Here is a 15,530-nt window from a genome sequence, read left to right on the forward strand (position 1 = left end):
TTCTCATCAGCTATTCGGCACGCTGCCGGCGGCGGCAACGGTCTGGTAGGTCTGCATCTGCTTGGCGATTTGCGCGACCTTGCGGGCGTACTGCGGGTCGGTGGCGTAGCCGGCCGCCTGCAATTCCTTGACGAATTGGGTGGGGTTGTCGGTGGCGTCCAGCGCGTCGCCATAGCGGCCGTTGCTCTGCAGGAAATCCACATAGTCGTGGAAGCTCTGCTGGTACGAGTCGTAAGCGCGGAAGTTGGCCGCCTCTTTCACCGCTTGGCCGCCTTTGTATTCGGTGGTCAGCACCCGCGCCGACTCGCCATCCCAGCCCTGCGCCTTGATGCCGAACAGGTTGTGGCTGCTGGAACCGTCCTGCTGCTGGATGATCGACTTGCCCCAGCCGGTTTCCAGTGCGGCCTGAGCGACCAGGTAGCGCGCGTCGAGACCAATCTTGTCGGCGGCGTCCTGGGCCATCGGCAGCATGGTGGCGATGAACTCTTCCGGCGAGCTGAACGCCGACTTACCCGGTGCCAGCGGCGGCTGGGCCAGGCGACGGCCGCTGATGGCATCGCTGCCGTCCAGCGTGAGGGCTTTGTCGGTCGGGGCCGCATAGGTGCGCGCCGGAATCCAGTCGTTCTCCGCCAACGGCTGGCCTTCGCCGACGCCGCTGGTGGACGGCACGATGCCGGCCAGCAGGCGGTCGGTCAGCTTGCTTGGCAAGGCCAGGCGGCGCTGGTTGATCAACTTCGAGTCGTCACGGCTGGCATCGACCGCCGGCAAGCTTTTGCCGCTGGCGGCCAGGGCCGGTGCTTCGGCGGTTTGCGCGAACGGATTGGGCCGCGCGCTGCCCTTCTTGATCTGCGACAGCTGGCGCACCAGCACGTCGGCCAGACCGATGCCCTGTTCCTTGGACATGCTCACGGCCAGCTGCTGGTCGTGCATGTCCTGATACATCTTGGTTTCGTTGCTATTCATGAAGTTGCCTTCGGAGAACGCTTCGTTCGCCGAACGCATGGCTTTCAACATCTGGTTGAGGAACAGCGATTCGAACTCCTGCGCCACCTTGCGGATGTTCTTCTCGCTGTCGCCGCCGACCTTGAACTGACCGAGGCGATTGAGATCGGTATACGCGCCGCTGTCAGGGTTCGCGCTGCCGCCGAGTCGAGTGGTATCCATTATTGCCCCCCTTAAATCACGATCAGATCAGCTTGCAACGCGCCGGCCTGTTTGAGGGCTTCGAGGATGGCCATCAGGTCGGAAGGCGATGCACCGACCTGATTCACGGCCCGGACGATTTCGTCGAGGCTGGTGCCGGGGGCGAACTTGAACATCGGCTTGGTTTCTTGCGTCGCATCCACCTTGGAGCGCGGCACCACCGCCGTCTGGCCGCCGGAGAACGCATTCGGCTGGCTGACGATCGGGTCTTCGGTGATGCTCACGGTCAGGCTGCCATGGGTCACCGCGGCCGGCTGCACGCGTACGTTCTGGCCGATCACGATGGTCCCGGTGCGCGAGTTGATGATGACCTTGGCCACCGCCTGACCGGCTTCGATCTCGAGGTTTTCCAGCACCGACAAATAGTCGACCCGCTGGTTGGGATCGAGCGGCGCACTGACCCGGATCGAACCGCCGTCGATGGCCTGGGCGACGCCTGGACCGAGCAGTTGGTTGATGTGGTCAACCACGTTCTTGGCGGTGGTGAAATCCGGGCGATTGAGATTGAGAGTCAGCGTGTTGCCCTGATCGAAACCGCTCGGCACCGGCCGCTCGACCGTCGCTCCGCCAGGAATCCGCCCGCTCGATGGAACGTTGACGGTGATTTTCGAGCCATCGCTGCCTTCAGCGTCAAAGCCACCGACCACCAGATTGCCCTGCGCCACGGCGTAGACATTGCCGTCGATACCTTTCAGCGCGGTCATCAACAGGCTGCCACCGCGCAGGCTCTTGGCGTTGCCGATCGACGACACGGTGATGTCGATGGTCTGACCGGGCTTGGCGAACGCCGGCAGGTCAGCATGAATGGACACCGCCGCGACGTTCTTCAACTGCACGTTGCCGACGCTGGCCGGCACCTTGATGCCGAACTGGGCGAGCATGTTGTTGAAGGTCTGCAGGGTGAACGGCGTCTGCGTGGTCTGGTCGCCGCTGCCGTTGAGGCCGACCACCAGGCCGTAGCCGATCAGCTGGTTGCTGCGCACGCCCTGGATGCTGGCCAGGTCCTTGAGGCGTTCGGCCTGGACGGCGCCGGCGGCGAGCAGCAGGCAGAGGGCGGAAATCAGTCGCTTCATGGTCGGTCTCATCAGAACGGGAACAGCGGGCTCATGAAGAAGCGGTCGAACCAGCCAGGCTGGCTGGCATCGGCGAAGGCACCGGTGCCGGAATAGGTGATGCGCGCATCGGCCACGCGGGTCGACGAGACGGTGTTGTCGGTGGCGATATCATCGGCGCGGATCAGGCCGGCGATGCGTACCAGCTCGTCGCCGGTATTCAGGGTCATCCATTTTTCGCCGCGTACCGCGAGGATGCCGTTGGGCAGCACTTCGGACACAGTGACGGTGACCGAGCCAGACAAGCTGTTGCTTTGACCTGCCTTGGAGTCGCCTTTGGTATCCCGGCTGCCGCTGTATTCGGCACCGAGCTCCAGCGAGCCGCCGGTCAGCGGATTGTCGGTGCTCACGCCGCCGCCAAACAGCGAGGTCAGGCCGATATTGGCCGTGCTGTCTTTCTGCAGCTGCGAGTTGGCGTTCTTGCTCGCCTGGGTCTTCTCGTTGAGGGTGATCGTGATGATGTCGCCGACCCGGTACGCCTTGCGGTCGCCGTACAGGCTGTTATCGAAACCCGATTGGTAGATGGCCCCGTTATTCTGCGCAGCCGGCAGCGGCGTACGCGGCAACACTGGCGCGTAGTAGGGATCGTTAGCCTTCGGTGGCGGCGCCACGCAACCGGCGAGGAGCACGACGCCAAGCAGCGGGAGAAGGGAAAAACGATTCATCACTACTACCTCTCGGTGTTTCAGCCAGACGGTGCGGCGTAGGAGCGAATTCATTTGCGATGCTTTCATTCGCCGATCGCGAATGAGTTCGCTCCTACAAACCCACCATCAAAGATTCTGCGAAATGAAGCCGAGCATCTGGTCGGCAGTGGAGATGACTTTCGAGTTCATCTCATACGCGCGCTGGGTGGTGATCATGTTCACCAACTCCTCGACCACGCTGACGTTGGAATTTTCCAGGGTGTTCTGTTGCACGGTACCCAGGCCGGTCAGGCCCGGCGTACCGACCTGCGGCGCGCCACTGGCAGCGGTTTCCAGGAACAGGTTGCCGCCGATGGCTTCCAGACCAGCCGGGTTGATGAAGTCGGCGGTCTGGATGCTGCCCAAAATTTGCGGTTGCGGGTCGCCGGTAGTGGTCACCGAAACCGTGCCGTCTTCACCCACGGTGAAGGATTTCACTTCGTTGGGCAGGGTGATCGCCGGCTCCAGCGCGTAACCGCTGGAGGTGACCAACTGACCTTCGGAGCTCAGGTGAAAGCTACCGTCGCGGGTGTAGGCCACGGTGCCGTCGGGTTGCATGATCTGGAAGAAACCGCGGCCGTTGATGGCCATATCCAACGGCTGCTCGGTGGTCTGCAGGCTGCCGGCGGTGAACACCTTCTGGGTGCCGACGATGCGCACCCCGGTACCCAGCTGCAGGCCGGAAGGCAATTGGCTGTCCTGGCTGGTGTTGCCGCCGGGCTGACGCTTGATCTGATAGAGCAAATCCTGAAACTCGGCGCGATCACGTTTGAAACCCGTGGTCGATACGTTCGCCAGGTTGTTGGAAATGGTGGTCAGGTTCATGTCCTGGGCGGACAAACCGGTTTTACTGACCCACAGAGCCGGAAGCATATTGATTCTCCTGGGGCGCCGGTTTCATGGCGCCACCTGCTGGTAATTAGCTAAGTTGCATGACCCGTGCCACAGACGAGGCATCGTCCTCGGCCGTACGCATCATCTTCACTTGCAGCTCGAACTGGCGGGACAAGGAGAGGATCGCGGTCATCTCCTCGACGGCATTCACGTTGCTGGTTTCGAGGAATCCGGAGGTCATCTGCACGTTGGTATCGGCCTGCAGCGGCTCCTGGCCCTTGTAGCGGATCAGGCCATCGGCGCCCTTCTCCATCTGCTTGAGATCCGGATTGACCAGCTTCAGGCGGTCGACCTCAGCGATCACGTTGGGGGCTTCGCCGAGCGCACGGATGGTGATGGTGCCGTCAGCACCGATTTCGACTTTCTGCTCTGGCGGCACGGCAATCGGCCCGCCGTTGCCCATGACCGGCAAACCGGCGCCGGTACGCAGCTGGCCGTAAGCATCGATCTTCAGGCTGGCGGTGCGCACATAGGCTTCCCCGCCATCCGGCGCCTGCACGGCCAGCCAGCCGTCGCCGCTAACCGCGACATCCATGCCGTTGCCGGTTTCCTGCAAAGTGCCAGCGGTGAAATCGGTACCGGGGCGCTCGCTCATCGCGTAGACCCGCGCCGGGAAGCTGTCACCGAATACCTGCATCGACCGCGCCTGCTCGAAGTCGCGCCGAAAGCCGTTGGTGGAGATGTTCGCCAAGTTGTTGGCATGCGCGCGCTGGGCCAGGGTGCTCTGGCTGGCTCCGCTCATGGCGACGTAAAGCATCTTGTCCATGGTTCTCTCCGAGGTGGACTTTGCCGCCCGCTGCTCTGTTGGCAGAGATATAGCAAAGCTTGTGCCAGCCCCGGAAATTATTTTCAAACCATTGATAGATAAGGATTTTATAAAAAAAAAAGCTCCCTACGGAGCTTTTTATTCAAGCCAGCGGCGGAAGCTTGCCGCTTGCGGCAAAGGTCGAGATACGTAGGGCGGGTGCAGCCCGCAGAGGTCCCGGCGGGTTGCACCCGCCCTACAGGGTAGGAGCGAATTCATTCGCGATCACGACAGACACCTATCGTGAATGAATTCGCTCCTACACCGGCCCGTTATCAGCGCAGGTTGATGATGGTCTGGGTAATCGCGCTTTCGGTTTCGATGGTCTTGGCGTTGGCTTGGTAGTTGCGCTGGGCAACGATCAGGTTGACCAGTTGATCCGACAACTCGACGTTGGAGTCTTCCAGCGCGCCAGCCTGCAAGGCACCCATGGTACCGGTACGTGGCGAGCCGATTATCGGCTCGCCGGACTCGAACGACTGCACCCAACCGGTCTTGCCTACCGGGGTCAGGCCCTGCACGTTGGCGAAGTTGGCGAGCACGATCTGACCTTGCACCTTGGATTGGCCGTTGGTGTAGCGGGCGAAGATCACCCCGGTATCATCGATTTCCAGGCCCGATAGCTGGCCGGTGGTATAGCCGTCCTGGCTCACGCTGTTGACCGCAAAAGCGCTGGCGAACTGGCTGGAGGTGCGCAGATCGAACGCAATACCGCCCGGGTTGGCCATGGCACCGTTGGCCGACCAGACCGCTGGCGTGCCGTTATCGGTCGCGGCCGGCACCCAGTTATTCATATTGATAACGCCGTCCGGGCTGATGCTGAAGCCGCTGGGCGTCGACGCCGCCAGCGCAGTGGTATCCAATTGACCGGCCGCGTTAAAGGAGAGGTTCACCGAGGCCGGCGTGGTCAGGCTCGGGTTGGCCGGATTGCGACCATCGACCAACACATTCATCTGCCAGCTGTTGTCGGCGGTCTTGACGAAATACTGGGTGAACACGTGGGCATTGCCCTGGGTGTCATAGATGTTCACCGAGGTCGAGGAGTTGTAGGTGGTCGGATCGGTGGGATCGAACGTTGCGTTTCCCGCGGCAATCGCCGCCGCCGACACCGCTGGATCCGCTGCCACCGCCGCCTGAGCGGCCGCTGTCTCGGCAGCGGTCGGGTTGGCCGGATCCACCACGCCGTTGGCAGGGTCGTTGATCCAGGCAGTCGTGGAGGCGACGGTCACTGCGTCACTGGCCGCCTGCCAGGTCGCCGGCGAAGCCTGCGCGGAGTTCAGGTTGAAGTTCTGGGTCAAGCGGCTGCTGGCTTTCGGCGCCTGGTTGGAGGTTTCGATACGCAGATCGCCCACCACGCCGCTCTGGATATTGCCATTGCCGTCGACGGTATTGCCCTGCAGGCGATAGCCGAAGTTGTTGGTCACATAGCCGTCGCGGTCGGTACCGAAGTAGCCAGCCCGGGTATAGCCGACGTCGCCGCCATTGCTGGTGACGAAGAAACCGTTGCCGTTGATGGCCAGGTCCAGGGCGTTCTGCGTGTAGTTGATGTTGCCCTGGTTGAACAGCTGCGACACGTTGGCGAGCAGCACGCCGCTGCCCTGCGGGTTGGACCCGGTGCCGAGTACCGAGGCGGCATACACGTCAGCGAATTCCGCGCGCGACTGCTTAAAGCCCGCCGTGCCGGCGTTGGCGATGTTGTTGCCGGTAACGTTGAGGTCACTGGTGGCAGCCCGCAGACCGCTGAGACCGATATTGAACGCCATTCAAGACTCCTTGGCCGGTAAGTCCGGCGACTCCAGCAAACGCTGATTCTGTGAATTACTGACCGATGACCTGGACCTGGGAGAGCGCAACGCTGCCGATTCCCGCCAGGTTGAGCATCAATTCGCCGCCGTTCTGGGCCAGGGTGACGCTGTCGACGTTGGCCGGCAGCATGGTGTACAGCCCCTTGGTTTCGGTGCCGTAAACCGCCTGCGCTTCGAACTTGTAGGTGCCGGGCGGCAAAATATTGCCGTTCGAATCCTTGCCGTCCCACATGAAGCTGACATTGCCGGCCTCCTGCTGACCAAGGTTGACGCGGTTCACTACCGTGCCGGCGCTGTCGTAGACGTTGACGTAGACGTTGCTGCTGGAAACCGGCAACACCGCGCTGGCCTTGAAGGTCTCGCTGGTATCGACCACAGCCTTGTCGCTCGGCACGATCACCTTGCGGCCGACCAGCGAGGATGCCTGCAGCGCCTGCGAGGACTGGTAGCCGGAGAGCAACGAACTCATGCTGTCGTTGAGCTTCTCCACGCCCTCCACCTGGCTGAACTGCGCCAGTTGGGCGATGAACTCGCCGTTGCCTTGCGGCTCCAGCGGGTTCTGGTTGTTCAGCTGCGCCACCAGCAGATTGAGAAACTCGTTCTTGCCGAGTTCCTTGGACTTGGTTTCGCTCTTGATCTGGTACTGGTCCAGCGCCGAACTGCCGACACCGCTTACGCCATCTGTGCTCATGATTCTTCCTCGTGCGCCTTACCAGGCCGTTGGAAAACTACCTACGTTGCCGATACGGCGTTAAAAACGGCCTCAAAATGCTCATTTACAACACGTAAACTGCGCTTTTTCGGCCGTTTTTGCCTTGTCTCGGCTGCCTCGCCTACATTTTTCAACGGCCTGTTACTGACCCAGGGTCAGGACTTTTTGCATCATCTGCTTGGCGGTGTTCATCATTTCGGTATTGGTCTGGAAGGCACGGCTGGCAGAAATCATGTCAGCCATCTCCTCGACCACGTTGACGTTCGGGTAATAGACGTAGCCGTTGTCGTCGGCAGCCGGATGCTTCGGCTCGTAGCGCGGCGTCAGGGTGCTCTGGTCTTCGATCACGCCGAGCACCTGCACGCCGGCACCGGACTGGTCCTGGTCGGCGAACAGCGAGCCACGGTCGCCGCTGCCGCTCAGCGAGCTCTGGAACATGGTGGCAAACACCGGATGGCGGGCGCGGTAGGTCTGATCGACGCTGGACGACACGCTCTCGGCGTTGGCGATGTTGCTGGAAATGGTGTTCAGGCGAGTGCTCTGGGCGCTCATGCCGGTTCCGGCGATATTGAAAACACTGGCTAGTGACATGGCAGAGGTCTCCCTTATTCGCCGCGCAGGGCGGTGATCAGCCCTTTGAACTTGCTGTTGAGCAGCGTGAAGCTGGATTGGAACTGCACCGAGTTTTCCGCGTAATTGGCTTGCTCGAGCTGCGCGTCCACAGTGTTCTGGTCGATCGACGGCTGCATCGGCGTGCGGTACTGCAGCGCAGCGTCGGCCATGCCGATGCCCTGCGCGTCGATGTGCTGGCTGTTGGTGCGATTCAGCTGAAAGGTGCCGCGCTGGGTCTTCTCGCTTTGCTCAGCGAGCACCGAAGCGAAATCCAGATCACGCGCCTTGTAATTCGGCGTGTCGGCATTGGCGATGTTGTTGGCCAGCACTTCGGCGCGCTGGGCGCGGAAGCCGAGTGCTTTTTCATGAATCCCGAGGGCTTTGTCGAAACTGATGCTCATGGTCAACGAACCTTGCCAAGTGGCTTATCTGGTTTTCCTGCCAGAGATATAGCAAGGCGCGTGCCATTTTATTTTTTGCTTATTTTTCAATGATATAGATAGATATTACTGGTGCATTGCCGCATCAAGCGGCAAGCCTTTTCCGCCTCCCGGCAAGCTCGACAGCGAGCATTGCCGCCCCTGTGCCGATCACGGCGCGGCGATGGGTATCGCTTCGCTCAACCCATCTACGGATCTGTAGGAGCGAATTCATTTGCGATGGGGCCGCTCGAGTTGCCCCTGTTCGCGAATGAATTCGCTCCTACACAGCACCGTAGCCCGGATGAAATCCGGGGCGAAAAAAAGGAGGCCTAGGCCTCCTTCTATATGTACGTACGAATCACTTCACCTTGTAGATGATCCCCGGGCTGCACTGGACCATCTGGTAATGATCCGGCAAGCCGTTCAGCGCTTCCGATGCACCGAGGAACAGATAGCCGCCCGGCTTCAGCGTGGCATGAATGCGCAGCAGGATGTCCTTCTTCACTTCCGCGGAAAAGTAAATCAGCACGTTGCGGCAGAACACGATGTCGAACTTGCCCAGCACCGCATAGCTGTCGAGCAGGTTGAGCGGGCGGAACTCGACCCGATTGCGGATCGCCGGCTTGACCGCCCAGCGCCCAGGCGCAGTGTTGTCGAAGTACCGCTGCAAACGCTCCTGCGACAAGCCCCGGCCAATCGCCAAGCTGTCGTACTCGCCGGTCTTACAGGCTTGCAGCATCGAGCTGGACAGATCGGTGCCGAGAATCTGCGCGCCGCCGCGCAGCTGCCCAAGGTTGCTGCGCTCGAACTCATCGATCGCCATGGACAACGAATACGGCTCCTGCCCCGACGAGGCGGCCGCCGACCAAATGCGCAGCCGTTGGGTAGGATTGGTCTTCAGCAGCTCCGGCAGAACGCGGCTTTTCAGTACGTCAAACGGATAGGTATCGCGAAACCACAGGGTTTCGTTGGTGGTCATGGCGTCCACCACCAGCTCACGCAGCCCGCTGCGGGGCTGCCCCTCCATACGCTGCACCAGTTCGCCGAGGCTCTTGATGCTGTGCTGCTCCATCAGCTTGTTCAGCCGACTGGACACCAGATACTGCTTATTGCTGCCCAACAAAATGCCGCAGGCTTTTTCCAGAAAAATCCGGAACTGTTCGAAATCCACATTACCTGAAGACACTGAGGCCGCCTTACCAAACATACTTATCTCCGAAAGCCAGACCTTCAGCTTTCATCCGCTACCTTGATGCGTTCAACCACCCGCGACGCCAAATCGTCGGGGCGGAATTTGGCGAGGAAATCGTCCGCGCCGACCTTCTTCACCATGGCTTGGTTGAATACCCCGGAAAGCGAAGTATGCAGGAGGATATGCAGCTTCTGCATGCGCGGGTCGTGGCGAATTTCTGCCGTCAGGGTGTAGCCATCCATCTCCGGCATCTCGATGTCGGAGATCAACATCAATAGCTCTTCCTCGGGTAGCCGACCTTCGTCGACCATAGCGCGCAAGTATTCCAGCGCCTCGCGGCCATCATTCAGCGCAACGACCTCAACGCCCACCGTTTGCAGGCAACGCATCACCTGCTTACGCGCCACCGACGAGTCGTCGACGATCAGGACCCGCTTGCTCGGCGCCTTGCTCTGGGTTTCCTGGTCGATGATGCCCGCGGAAATATGCTCAGAGGTCGGCGCTACTTCGGCGAGGATCTTCTCCACGTCGATGATTTCCACCAATTGCTGATCCAGACGGGTGACGGCGGTCAGGTAGTGATCGCGGCCCGTGCCTTTGGGCGGCGGCAGGATTTCTTCCCAGTTCATGTTGACGATGCGCTCCACCGAACGCACCAGGAAGCCCTGAACCTTGGTGTTGTACTCGGTGATGATGACGAAGCTGTTGGTCAGGTCATCCAGGCCGCGACGACCGGTGGCCAAGGCCAGGTCGATGATCGGGATGGTACCGCCACGGATGCTCGCCACGCCGCGCACTACCGGATTGGATTTCGGCATGATGGTGAGTTTGGGGCACTGCAGCACCTCCTTCACCTTGAACACGTTGATGCCATACAGCTGTCTGCCATCCAGGCGGAACAGCAGCAGCTCCAGGCGATTCTGCCCGACCAGTTGCGTACGCTGGTTAACCGAGTCCATAACTCCGGCCATGCCCTGCCTCCTCTTGATTAAGCACCGTTTGAGCCTATATGCGGCACGGGCCTTGCTAACTAAGCCGTCATGAACCAGACAACGACAATTTTTCGGCGAGTGATGGCAAAAAGCCGCAACTTGATCCTGGCCGCTTTACCGGCTTTGCCAGGATTCGGCTACAGCGCCATGGGTCATGCCAGCACAACCCCACCTGAGCTTCTTATCGGCGCGACTCAGGGTTTTCTTGAGTTCACTGTTGAGGACTATCTGCAGCGCAGCGAAATTCAGGGCCGCTATGAGATCGAGGTCAATCGCCTCGACCCACGGCTGCGCATGCCGCTCTGCGATGAAGAACTGTCCGCATCGTTGGAAAGCCCCGCCCAGCCACTCGGTCGGGTGACCGTCAAGCTGCGCTGCGAAGGTGCCGCGCCATGGTCGCTGTTCGTTCCTGCCCAAGTACGTCTATATCGCGAGGTGCTGATCGTGACCCGACCGCTCAAGCGCAACGGAGTTGTCGATCAAGGCGACATCGCGCTGGTCGAGCGCGATGTCGGACTGCTCAATCAAGGCTATCTGACGACACCCGAACAGGCGCTTGGCAAAAAATTGACTCGCCCCTTGCAACCCGATCAGGTTCTAGCCCCCGCCCACCTGCAAATGGCCGAGGCGATTCGCAAGGGTGATCAGGTAGTTATCAACGCACGTAGTGGCAGCATCAACGTGCGCATGGCTGGAGAAGCGTTATCCGATGGCAGCGAGGGGGCGCAGATCCGCGTGCGCAATCTGGCCTCGCAGCGCGTGATCAAGGCCCGGGTGGCCGGGCCGGGCCAAGTAGATGTGGCGATGTAAGAACCTGTTCATGATCTGCTGCGCGTCGGCTAAACGGCGTTGAAAACAACCTCGGAATGCTCATTTACAACTCGTAAACTCCACTTCCTCGGCCGTTTTCGCCACCGTTTATCTCTAGCTCGCGAGATCGTGAACAGGTTCTGAGGAGGCGGGCCGGCAGGTTTCGATAGGCAGAAAACAGCCAATTTCCTAAACTGCAGGAGTTACCCCGCTTTTCTAGACGTACTGCACACTTTTTTACCCTAAAGTTTTCTCAGCCATGGCCGAAAAACTAGAACAAGCGTCCAAACATCGTCAGAGGTTTAGCATCATGGTTATCGACTTCAACCGGCCCAATACTGCCACTACCGGTCAAACCGGGCGTGCTGGCAGTACCCAGGCTGGTGCCCGTACCGAGGCTGTCGGCACCAGCAAAACCACTCCGGCCGCAGGGCCTGCCGAGCAAGGCAAGGCACCGGTAGCCGGTGAATCCGTGCAACTCAGCCAGGAGGCGAAGCAGTTGCAAGAAATTACTGAAAAGCTGAACGGTCAGCCCGTTGTCGATAAGGAGCGTGTCGAGCGCCTGAAGCAAGCGATTGCCGACGGTAGCTACCAGGTCGACAGCCAGCGCGTCGCCAGCAAATTGCTCGATTTCGAATCCCAGCGTTAGTCCTAGGGCTGCGTTGGGGACTTTCTCTGTCTGACCCAGAGCACCGCAATGCACGATACGACCCTGCTGCACCTGTTCACCGAGGATATCGGCGCCGCCAAGCAATTGCTTGAGCTGATCGATGCCGAATACCAGGCCTTGAGCGAGCGCGACCTGCCGCGCCTGGAAAACCTCCTGAGCGACAAGAAGCCACTGCTCACCCAGCTCGCCCACCACGGCAACGAGCGCAGCCAGTTGCTCGCCAGCCTGGAATTGCCGCCTGACCAGGCCGGCCTGGAAGCCGTGGCCAGCCAGTCCGCCCAAGGCGTCGAACTGCTCACCCGCAGCGCTGAATTAGCCGCGCTGCTGGAAGACTGCCAGACCGCCAACCTGCGCAACGGTCGGATCATCCGCGCTAGCCATACTTCGGTCACCAGCGTGCTGAGCATCTTGCGCGGCGGTAATGAAACGCCTGGCCTCTATGACAGCCACGGCAGCACCGCTAGAATCGCCCCGCAGCGCCCACTGAACCGGGCCTGAATCCACAAAGAAATAAGAAAGTTCGGGGACATGCCGGCACAACGCCAGTATTCTGCTGCCGACGTTTTAGAGCCCGGAGATTTACGGACCGTGTCCAACCCCTTCAACCCGGAAAATGGCCCGCAGCCACCCAGAATTCTCAAGGCTCCCCTGGAGATCTTTGCCAACCTGCGGCAATTGCTTCAGCACCATGATCCGTTGGTCATTACCTTTTCCGAACGCAGTCAGCGCTTCCAGAGCTATCTGATCGAAGTCGACCGTGAGCGCGGCATTCTGGCCTTGGACGAACTGGTCCCGAATGACGGCGAACGTTTCTTCAACAACGGCGAAAGCTTCAAGATCGAGGCGTTCCACGACGGCGTGCGGATCGCCTGGGAAGGTCAGCAGACGCAGATCGGTGAATTTGAAGGGCATCGCTGCTATTGGAGCGTGTTGCCCACTGAGGTCGTCTATCACCAGCGCCGCAACGCGTTCCGCGCCCCGCTGAAAATGACCCAGATGATCAATATCGAACTGGCTGGCGCCAAGCTCAATCCCGCGCTCAAGGGCCAGTTGCTGGATATCTCCGCCACCGGCTGCAAGCTGCGTTTCCAAGGCAATATGAGCTCTCAGCTACAAGCGGGCCAGGTCTATGAGCGCTTCACCGCGCATCTACCGTTCGGCGCGATGACCACTTCGGTCGAGCTGCGTCATGCCCAATATGAAGAAAAACTCGATCTGAGCTTCATCGGCGTCCGCTTCCACAACATGAGCGGTCTGGAGCAACGGCAGATCGAGCGTTTTGTCTATCAGCTGCAACGCGAATCCCGCCGCGACGAAATCTGATCGATCCCCGCCTGTCTACGCCTGAGCGGCGAGAACCCGCCGCTCCCATGGTGTGATTTCATCGAAGAAACTGCTCAGCTCCATGCTTTTGCTGGCGATGTAGCCGTCGATGAACTCGCTGCCCAATAGCTGCCGCGCCAGTGCGCTGCGTTTCAGTCGTTCGATTGCCGCGTGCATGGTGCGGCAGGCTCAGCGTGCCTGGCCCCTCAAATGCGCCCGTTCGCTATTTCAAGCAGATAAAACCTTCAGACCTGTAGGTCTAAGCTTGCAGGATCAACGTTTGCAGCGAGACCGGCATGGCACTCAGCGTTTTTGACCTGTTCAAGATTGGCATCGGCCCCTCCAGTTCTCACACGGTCGGCCCGATGCGTGCCGCAGTGCGCTTTGCCGAGGGCTTGCGCCGCGACGGCCTGCTCGAGGCCACCACCGGCATCAAGGTCGAGCTGTACGGCTCGCTGGGCGCCACCGGCAAAGGCCACGGCAGCGACAAAGCGGTGATACTCGGCCTGGAGGGCGAACAGCCCGATCAGGTCGACACGCAAAGCATTCCCGCCCGCTTGGACAAGCTGCGCAGCAGCGGCCAGTTGAATCTGCTCGGCAGCAAACCGATTGCCTTCAACGAAAAAGAGCACCTGACGTTCATCCGCAAGCCGCAGCCCTTTCACCCCAATGGCCTGATTTTTCGCGCCTTCGATACCGCCGGCCTGCAACTGCGCAGTCGCGAGTATTACTCGGTGGGCGGGGGCTTCGTGGTCGATGAGAACGCCGCCGGCCTCGACCGCATTGTCGCCGACAGTACCCCGCTGCCCTACCCCTTCACCAGCGCCAAACAGCTGCTCGAGTTGTGCGCCACTCACGACCTGAGCATCAGCCAGCTAATGCGCGAAAACGAGAAAGCCTGGCGACCGGACACGGACACCTCGGCGGGTCTGCAGCGAATCTGGCAAGTCATGCAGGACTGCGTAACTAACGGCTGTCGCAGCGAAGGCATCCTGCCCGGCGGCTTGAAAGTCAAACGCCGCGCCGCCGCGCTGTATCGCCAGCTCAGCGAGCATCCGGAAGCCAACCTGCGCGACAACTTGGTGGTGCTCGACTGGGTCAATCTCTATGCCTTGGCGGTCAATGAGGAGAATGCCAGCGGCGGCCGGGTCGTCACCGCGCCCACCAATGGCGCGGCTGGTATCGTCCCGGCGCTACTGCACTACTACACGCGTTTTATTCCTGGGGCGACCCTAGATGGCGTCGAGCGTTTTCTGCTCACCGCCGCAGCGATCGGCATTCTCTATAAGGAAAACGCCTCGATCTCCGGGGCCGAAGTCGGCTGCCAGGGCGAAGTCGGGGTGGCCTGTTCGATGGCGGCCGGGGCGCTCTGCGAAGTGCTCGGTGGCACGGTGCAGCAGGTCGAGAACGCCGCCGAGATCGGCATGGAGCACAACCTCGGTCTGACCTGCGACCCCATCGGCGGGCTGGTGCAGGTGCCCTGCATCGAGCGCAACGCGATGGGTTCGGTGAAGGCGATTAACGCCGCACGCATGGCGCTGCGCGGCGACGGCAAGCACTACGTGTCGCTCGACAAGGTGATTCGCACCATGCGCCAGACCGGCGCCGACATGAAAAGCAAGTACAAGGAAACCGCCCGCGGTGGCCTGGCGGTGAACATTATCGAGTGTTGAAGCGTTGCACTGATAGAACGCAGCAGCCCGCACCGCACGACTGGTGCATCCCATCGCGCTGTTCTACCGTGGCTTCACCCACGGTTACCCGCTGCTTACCTCCAGGAGAAACACATGAGCAAAGAACTGGTCAGCGCCACGATTGGCGCCATTCCCTATCGCGTGACGCTGTCCGAGGGAACGCATCAATGGTTCGGCGATGCGCCGCAAAGCATTGGTGGCGGAGACAGCGCGCCGTCGCCGCACCAGCTGCTGCTCTCGGCGCTGGGTGCCTGCACGGCCATCACCGTGAGCATGTATGCGCAACGCAAGGGGCTGACGCTGGAAGGCGTAGATGTCGAACTATCGATCAGCGCCGAACAACTGACGCCGCCGGCGCTGACCCAGATCGAACGCAAGATCCAGCTGCGCGGCGAGCTGGATGAGGCGCAGCGCACTCGCCTGCTGGAAATCGCCAACGCCTGCCCGCTGCATAAGCTGCTCAGCGGCGAGATCCGCATCGCCAGCCAATTGGCTGGCTGAACAGTTTGGTAGGGTGGGTTAGCCGCGCAGCGGCGTAACCCCCACCATTGCCTCGCCCCGGAGCACCGGCCTTAAGAAGACATGGCGGGTTACGCCT

Annotated in this window: 17 protein-coding genes and 1 pseudogene; 6 read left to right on the top strand and 12 right to left on the bottom strand. The window is 60.8% G+C overall.

Going from position 1 to position 15,530, the window contains the following annotated elements:
- Positions 1-6 precede the first annotated feature (6 nt).
- The 11 genes from flgJ to NVV93_RS12320 all read right to left on the bottom strand — a co-directional run bounded on the left by flgJ (position 7) and on the right by NVV93_RS12320 (position 10,414).
- On the bottom strand, positions 7-1,164 hold the full coding sequence (gene flgJ, locus NVV93_RS12270; protein WP_258250927.1) for a flagellar assembly peptidoglycan hydrolase FlgJ: 1,158 nt from the start codon (positions 1,162-1,164) through the stop codon (positions 7-9).
- Between the two features lie 11 nt (positions 1,165-1,175).
- Positions 1,176-2,276, bottom strand: coding sequence for a flagellar basal body P-ring protein FlgI (locus tag NVV93_RS12275; protein WP_258250928.1), 1,101 nt, complete (start codon positions 2,274-2,276; stop codon positions 1,176-1,178).
- Positions 2,277-2,287: 11 nt separating this feature from the next.
- On the bottom strand, positions 2,288-2,980 hold the full coding sequence (flgH, locus tag NVV93_RS12280; protein ID WP_258250929.1) for a flagellar basal body L-ring protein FlgH: 693 nt from the start codon (positions 2,978-2,980) through the stop codon (positions 2,288-2,290).
- 108 nt (positions 2,981-3,088) lie between these two features.
- Positions 3,089-3,874: a flagellar basal-body rod protein FlgG gene (flgG, locus tag NVV93_RS12285; protein ID WP_258250930.1), complete on the bottom strand. Its 786-nt coding sequence runs from the start codon at positions 3,872-3,874 to the stop codon at positions 3,089-3,091.
- Between the two features lie 46 nt (positions 3,875-3,920).
- Positions 3,921-4,661: a flagellar basal body rod protein FlgF gene (locus tag NVV93_RS12290; protein ID WP_258250931.1), complete on the bottom strand. Its 741-nt coding sequence runs from the start codon at positions 4,659-4,661 to the stop codon at positions 3,921-3,923.
- Between the two features lie 314 nt (positions 4,662-4,975).
- Positions 4,976-6,463 carry a flagellar hook protein FlgE gene (locus NVV93_RS12295; protein ID WP_258250932.1) on the bottom strand — a complete coding sequence of 496 codons (1,488 nt, stop codon included), beginning with the start codon at positions 6,461-6,463 and terminating at the stop codon, positions 4,976-4,978.
- A gap of 55 nt (positions 6,464-6,518) precedes the next feature.
- On the bottom strand, positions 6,519-7,196 hold the full coding sequence (gene flgD, locus NVV93_RS12300; protein ID WP_258250933.1) for a flagellar hook assembly protein FlgD: 678 nt from the start codon (positions 7,194-7,196) through the stop codon (positions 6,519-6,521).
- A 162-nt stretch (positions 7,197-7,358) separates the two neighbouring features.
- The gene (flgC, locus tag NVV93_RS12305; protein ID WP_258250934.1) at positions 7,359-7,808 is read right to left on the bottom strand and encodes a flagellar basal body rod protein FlgC; all 450 of its coding nucleotides are present in this window, start codon (positions 7,806-7,808) and stop codon (positions 7,359-7,361) included.
- Between the two features lie 14 nt (positions 7,809-7,822).
- Positions 7,823-8,230 (bottom strand): flagellar basal body rod protein FlgB, encoded by a 408-nt coding sequence (gene flgB, locus NVV93_RS12310; protein ID WP_258250935.1) that lies wholly within the window; start codon positions 8,228-8,230, stop codon positions 7,823-7,825.
- A 379-nt stretch (positions 8,231-8,609) separates the two neighbouring features.
- Complete coding sequence (gene cheR, locus NVV93_RS12315) at positions 8,610-9,437, bottom strand: protein-glutamate O-methyltransferase CheR (protein ID WP_258250936.1); 828 nt, start codon at positions 9,435-9,437, stop codon at positions 8,610-8,612.
- Between the two features lie 44 nt (positions 9,438-9,481).
- Entirely contained in the window at positions 9,482-10,414 is a 933-nt protein-coding gene (locus NVV93_RS12320; RefSeq protein ID WP_258250937.1) for a chemotaxis protein CheV, read from the bottom strand.
- 69 nt (positions 10,415-10,483) lie between these two features.
- Here NVV93_RS12320 and flgA point away from each other — a divergent pair, with 69 nt between their 5' ends.
- From flgA to NVV93_RS12340, 4 genes are all read left to right on the top strand, one after another.
- Positions 10,484-11,245, top strand: coding sequence for a flagellar basal body P-ring formation chaperone FlgA (flgA, locus tag NVV93_RS12325; RefSeq protein ID WP_258250938.1), 762 nt, complete (start codon positions 10,484-10,486; stop codon positions 11,243-11,245).
- Positions 11,246-11,555: 310 nt separating this feature from the next.
- A complete protein-coding gene (gene flgM / locus NVV93_RS12330; protein ID WP_258250939.1) occupies positions 11,556-11,894 on the top strand; it encodes a flagellar biosynthesis anti-sigma factor FlgM in 339 nt (112 codons plus the stop codon).
- Positions 11,895-11,942: 48 nt separating this feature from the next.
- The gene (locus NVV93_RS12335; RefSeq protein ID WP_258250940.1) at positions 11,943-12,413 is read left to right on the top strand and encodes a flagella synthesis protein FlgN; all 471 of its coding nucleotides are present in this window, start codon (positions 11,943-11,945) and stop codon (positions 12,411-12,413) included.
- A gap of 90 nt (positions 12,414-12,503) precedes the next feature.
- Positions 12,504-13,238 carry a flagellar regulator YcgR PilZN domain-containing protein gene (locus NVV93_RS12340; RefSeq protein WP_309137375.1) on the top strand — a complete coding sequence of 245 codons (735 nt, stop codon included), beginning with the start codon at positions 12,504-12,506 and terminating at the stop codon, positions 13,236-13,238.
- 15 nt (positions 13,239-13,253) lie between these two features.
- Here NVV93_RS12340 and NVV93_RS12345 read toward each other — a convergent pair.
- A pseudogene (locus NVV93_RS12345) lies at positions 13,254-13,455 on the bottom strand (glutamine synthetase); the annotation flags it as partial.
- A 79-nt stretch (positions 13,456-13,534) separates the two neighbouring features.
- On the opposite strand from NVV93_RS12345, the gene NVV93_RS12350 reads away from it, so the two are divergent.
- Complete coding sequence (locus NVV93_RS12350) at positions 13,535-14,911, top strand: L-serine ammonia-lyase (protein WP_258250942.1); 1,377 nt, start codon at positions 13,535-13,537, stop codon at positions 14,909-14,911.
- 114 nt (positions 14,912-15,025) lie between these two features.
- The gene (locus NVV93_RS12355; protein WP_258250943.1) at positions 15,026-15,433 is read left to right on the top strand and encodes an OsmC family protein; all 408 of its coding nucleotides are present in this window, start codon (positions 15,026-15,028) and stop codon (positions 15,431-15,433) included.
- Positions 15,434-15,530 lie beyond the last annotated feature (97 nt).

Source organism: Pseudomonas sp. LS44, from assembly GCF_024730785.1.
Lineage (GTDB): Bacteria > Pseudomonadota > Gammaproteobacteria > Pseudomonadales > Pseudomonadaceae > Aquipseudomonas.